Source organism: bacterium endosymbiont of Bathymodiolus sp. 5 South, from assembly GCF_900128535.1.
In the GTDB taxonomy this organism is placed as follows: Bacteria; Pseudomonadota; Gammaproteobacteria; order PS1; family Pseudothioglobaceae; genus Thiodubiliella.
The window spans coordinates 1-5,677 of record NZ_FQTR01000114.1 but is presented as its reverse complement, the minus strand read 5'-3'; the positions used below and the strand labels follow the sequence as shown (position 1 = coordinate 5,677).

5 protein-coding genes are annotated in these 5,677 nt (G+C 38.8%); all 5 read left to right on the top strand.

The window, feature by feature from the left end:
* Positions 1 to 968, top strand: a 968-nt coding sequence (locus BBROOKSOX_RS12190; RefSeq protein ID WP_257607819.1) for an RHS repeat-associated core domain-containing protein, incomplete at its 5' end; no start/stop codon positions are given.
* Positions 965 to 2,479: an RHS repeat domain-containing protein gene (locus BBROOKSOX_RS12185; RefSeq protein ID WP_257607818.1), complete on the top strand. Its 1,515-nt coding sequence runs from the start codon at positions 965 to 967 to the stop codon at positions 2,477 to 2,479. The genes BBROOKSOX_RS12190 and BBROOKSOX_RS12185, both read left to right, overlap by 4 nt.
* 28 nt (positions 2,480 to 2,507) lie before the next feature.
* Positions 2,508 to 3,188 carry a hypothetical protein gene (locus BBROOKSOX_RS08580; protein WP_257607817.1) on the top strand — a complete coding sequence of 227 codons (681 nt, stop codon included), beginning with the start codon at positions 2,508 to 2,510 and terminating at the stop codon, positions 3,186 to 3,188.
* Positions 3,189 to 4,031 (top strand): RHS repeat-associated core domain-containing protein, encoded by an 843-nt coding sequence (locus BBROOKSOX_RS12180; protein WP_306821345.1) that lies wholly within the window; start codon positions 3,189 to 3,191, stop codon positions 4,029 to 4,031. It begins immediately after the preceding gene.
* Positions 4,031 to 5,539 carry an RHS repeat domain-containing protein gene (locus tag BBROOKSOX_RS08575; protein ID WP_139661028.1) on the top strand — a complete coding sequence of 503 codons (1,509 nt, stop codon included), beginning with the start codon at positions 4,031 to 4,033 and terminating at the stop codon, positions 5,537 to 5,539. Before BBROOKSOX_RS12180 ends, BBROOKSOX_RS08575 begins: the two co-directional genes overlap by 1 nt.
* Positions 5,540 to 5,677 lie beyond the last annotated feature (138 nt).

Genomic DNA, 5,677 nt, shown 5'->3' with positions numbered 1-5,677 from the left:
CCAAAGACAAAACCCAAGTGCAACAAAAACGCTACCGCTATACAGGTAAAGAAAGAGATGACAGTAGTGGTTTGTCTTACTACGGTGCCAGATACCTAGCCCCATGGCTTGCCAGATGGATAAGTCCTGATTCGCAAGGTGCCGATGGTTTGAATTTGTATGTTTATGTGGGCAATAATCCACTTAAATATATAGATCCAACAGGGCGTGTTAAGGTTGTTCCATTCGACATGGATTTAGAAGATTATGAGATAGACATACTAAGCCCTATTGAAGGCACTTATCAGAATAATAATTTGTTTTATTTTCCAAAATCATATGAAAGACTAGAAAAAATTGTTCAGACATATCCTGCTAATAAACTTGACATACTAAACGCCACTACAAAATTTATCATAGAATCAGAGAACAGCAAGGGAGCATTAAGAATTAAAGCTCGCTCTTTTCCGTCTTCTACCAGTGATTTTCAGAATATTATGGATTTCACTACAGGACAGTTAACTTTTAAGTCAAATTTTAGAGATAAAAACTGTACTTCTGACTTGAACGCAACAGAAGCAATCTCTTACCAATATTTAGGAATGACAAAAATAGCGGGTGCATTAAACATGCTACCTAAAACATTTCTCAGAGAAGGTATAGTCAACTCTAGCACGCAAAAAGCAATAAAGATTTATCAAACTGACGGAAATTACCCAGGATTTTATCGTAATTTTGTTGGTCATAGTGATAACGGCAGATCTTCTTTAAGGCTTGCCAATACTTTTAGCCTTAAGATAGTCTCTATAAAGTTAGATGATACTAGGATTAGCGCTGGTGATAGCATTTTCCTATATTTAAAACCAAAAATGCCTTTAATATCTGCTGAAAAACCCCTGCCACCTCGTGGAGATATGCAGGATTGTTTTACACCTGATAGTAGGCTATCTAGAATAAGACGACAAACAAACCGCTGTACCATATTATGATTTCACTAGAATCTTACCATCAAACTTATACTTATGACACAGGCAACAACCTAACCAGCCTGTCTCACCAAGCAAATAGTAGTGCTTGGCAACAAACCATCGTCATCCACCCAAACAACAACCGCAGCACCGAAACCCAGCAGAGTGCCACTGACTTTGATGCTAATGGCAATCTATTAGGTTTAAATAATATCGGCAACCTAGAATGGCACTACAACAATACTTTAAATAAACTCATTAAAGCAGACAAAGCCAATACCACAGAGTATTGTGTCTACGACTATCAAGGCAATCGAGTCCGCAGTGTGGTTGAATTTAACAATCAAGCACAAAGCCAAAGAGACTATCTGCCTTCACTAGACATCTCAACCAACCAAGCAAAACAACAAACCAGCACTCTACACATCAGCACCCACATCCTCAGCGAAAGTAGCAAAGACAACACCCAAAACCCCAACCAAACCCGCTACCAACTCACCAGCCACCTGCAATCCAACACTTTAGAACTGGATGACAAAGCCCAAACCCTTAGTTACGAACATTACTACCCCTATGGTGGCACTGCCATCATCGCAGGTAAAGATAAGACCCGAGTACAGCAAAAACGCTACCGTTACACAGGCAAAGAAAAAGACGACAGAAGTGGCTTGTCCTACTACGGTGCTAGGTACCTAGCCCCTTGGATGGCGAGATGGACAAGTCCTGATTCAGCAGGGGCAGTTGATGGCTTGAATTTGTATGCTTATGCAGGGAGTAATCCGCTTAAATACATTGATCCAACAGGACATGTTAAAGTTCATCCAATAGATGGAGGTAAACCTCGTGAACTAGATGTATTAAGTCCAATTGAAGGCACTTATCGTAGCGATAACTTGTTTGATTTTCCAGAATCATATGAAAGACTAGAAGAAATTGTTAAGACTTATTCTGCTAATAAACTTGACATACTAGACGCCACTACAAAATTTATCATAAGATCAAAGGACAGCAAGGGGGCATTAAAAATTAGAGCCCTCTCTCTTCCGTCTCCTACCAGTGAGTTTGAGAATATTATGGATTTCAATACAGGACAGTTAACTTTTGAGTCAAATTTTAGAGATAAAAACTGCATTTCTGGCTTGAATGCAACAGAAGTAATCTCTTATCAGTATTTAGGGATGACAAAAATAGCAGGCGCATTAAATATGCTACCTAAAATAATGCTACAACAGAATATAAGCAACCCCAGCGCAAAAGAAGCAATGGAGATTTATCGAACGGATAGAAATTACCCAAAATTTTATCGTAATTTTGTTGGTAGTAGTGATAACGGCAGATCTTCTTTAAGGCTTGCCAATACTTTTAGCCTTAAGATAGTCTCTATAAAGTTAGATGATACTAAGATTGGCGTTGATAGTAGCGTTTTCCTATATTTAAAACCAGAAATGCCTTTAATATCTGCTGCAGAACCACTGCCACCTCGTGGAAATATGCAGGATTATTTTGCACCTGATAAAAGTCATCTAAAATAAAACAACAAACAAACTACTACGCCATATCATGATTTCACTAGAACCTTACCATCAAACTTATACCTATGACATAGGCAACAACCTAACCAACCTATCTCACCAAGCAAATAGTAGTACTTGGCAACAAACCATCGCCATCCACCCAAACAACAACCGCAGCACCGAAACCCAACAATCCGCCAGCGACTTTGATACCAATGGCAACTTACTAACCCTTGACAACATTGGCACTCTATATTGGCACTACAATAACACGCTTAACAAGCTCACTAAAGCAGACAAAAACAACATCACTCAATACTATGTCTATGATTACCAAGGCAATCGAGTCCGCACTGCGGTTGAATCTGACCACCAAATACAAAGCCAAAGAGGCTACCTACCTTCACTAGAGCTCTCAACCAACCAAGCAAAACAACAAACCAGCACTCTACACATCGGCACCCATATCCTCAGCGAAAGTAGCAAAGACAACACCAAAAACCACCCCCGCTACCAACTCACCAGCCACCTACAATCCAACACTTTAGAGCTGGATGACAAAGCCCAAACTCTTAGTTACGAACATTATTACCCCTATGGCGGCACTGCCATCATCGCAGGTAAAGACAAAACCCAAGTGCAACAAAAACGCTACCGCTACACAAGCAAAGAAAGAGACGACAACAGTGGCTTATGCTACTACGGTGCTAGATACCAAGCCCCTTGACTGGCAAGGTGGATCAGTCCCGATTTAGCAGGGGCAGTTGATGGCTTGAATTTGTATGTTTATGTGAGTAACAACCCCCTTAAATACAAGGATCCAATGGGATATGCTAAAGTTTATGAGGGCAATAATTTCAATAAAGAGGAGGGGGTTTATGAATTAGATATACTAGGGTCAATCATTAGCGCACCACACGATAATGATAATTTATTCCATTTTCCTGCAGCGTATCAAAGATTGGAAGAATATGTTAGACATCATTCTATTCATAAAGCCGATGAATATAATATACTGGACACTAAAACAGATTTTATTAAAAACCCAGAATACAAAAATGCGTCAATTGTTCAAGCCTATTTCAATCCACACCGCTCTATTCATTTTAAAAATTTGATGGATTTTTCTACAGGTGAATTGACATTTCGCACAAATTATAGAAGGTCGGCTTTTGGCAACAAAGTCAGTATTAATACAACTGCAACAGAAATAACTTGTTATCAATATCTAGGAATGACAAAAATATTTGGCGTGCAAAATGTATTACCAAAAACTTTTTTAAGATCTGCAATCGAAAACGACACCGCACTATCAGTAATACAACGCTATGAAGACACAAAAGACGATGCAGAATTTTTCAAAGATTTTATTAACAAAACTGATAATGGCAGATCTTCCACAAGAATTGCTGATGCTTTTGGTCTTAAGATAACCACCATCGCATTGGTGAAAAAAAGCAATAGTGTTCGCCTGTTTTTACAGCCACAAGAAGTTTTAAAACCTATCGGGGAATCCGTTGCTTTACTACCTCGTGAAGTGATAAATAAGCAAACACAAACCACACAATAATGAACACTTTAGAACCCTACCAGCAAACCTACACCTACGACACAGGCGACAACCTCAACTTTCTCTCACACCAAGCACACAGCAACACATGGCAACAAACCCTCGCTATCCACCCAAACAACAACCGTGGCACCGAAACCCAGCAATCCACCACCGACTTTGATGCCAATGGTAACCTGCTAACCTTAAATAATATTGGCACTTTAAACTGGCACTACAACAACACCCTTAATCAACTCAACAAACAAGACAAAAACACCACAGAATACTATGTTTATGATTACCAAGGCAGTCGAGTCCGCGCTGTGATTGAATCCGATAACCAAGTGCAAAGCCAAAAAGATTATTTACCTTTACTGGATATTTCAACCAACCAAGCAAAGCAAACAACCCACACTCTGCATATCGGCACCCATATCTTCAGCCAAATCAGCAAAAACAACACACAAACCTGCTACCAACTCACCAACCACCTACAATCTAGCACCCTAGAACTCAACGACAACGCCCAACCCCTCAGTTATGAGCATTATTACCCCTATGGTGGCACTGCCATCATCGCCAGCAAAGACAAAACCCAAGCCCAACAAAAACGCTACCGCTACACAGGCAAAGAAAGAGACGACAGCAGTGGCTTGTGTTACTACGGTGCCAGATACCAAGCTCCTTGGCTAGCAAGATGGATCAGCCCCGATTCAGCAGGGGCGGTTGATGGCTTGAATTTGTATGTTTATGTGGCTAATAACCCCCTTAAATACAGGGATCCAACGGGGCATGTTAAGTTCACATTTAAGCTAGAAAATGCAGGAAAAAAGGCGGTTGAACTAAATGTTGGAAAATATACAAAAATAAGCGAAAGTGTACCATTATTGAATTTAAACATGAGGAGAATAAGAATCATTCGAAATGAAATTTTGAAATCGGATATGTTTAGAAAATTAGGTGCATTAAAATCTTCTGCCAAACTTTATTATGATAATGATCCTTGTTATTTAGAAGTGCATAAGGAAATAGAAGCGTTGCGAGACAGTATCAAGGTTCATGTTGCTGACATAGAAAAAAAATATGGGATTTCTAATATGAAAGCCATTATACAATTTAGTGTAAGCGATGAATTTAAAGACATGCTCTTTGAGCAATATAAAGTTGCTAATTGTGGGGAAATTGCTGATGTAATGACGGGCGAATTAAGTAAAAATTATCCTAAAATGACAGTGGAATCAATAATGATTAGAGGATCCAATCATATTTTCAATGTGCTTAATCGCAATCAATCAACCTCCATATTTGAGCCCAAGAAATGGAATGACGATTTTTTGGTAATAGACGCATGGAAAGGAAATGTTTATACTAAGAGAATGTTTCTCCTTGCCAATTCACCGTTAAATTTTTATGGCCTTAATCGTCGTGTTCAAGGGGAGATTAAACATAGAATAATACACAATAATACAATAAGTTTTTTTAAATTTAACGGGCTTAATATCATAGAGGAAGAAACCATCCTTTAACTTACAACTCTAACCCACATATAGAAATAGACCTTTGCATAAATAATCAACCCTTAAAAACCACACAACAAATTGATTTATAACAATAAAACCAACAATAACCATAGACAAATCAACCAACTTTTGCTAAAATACCTC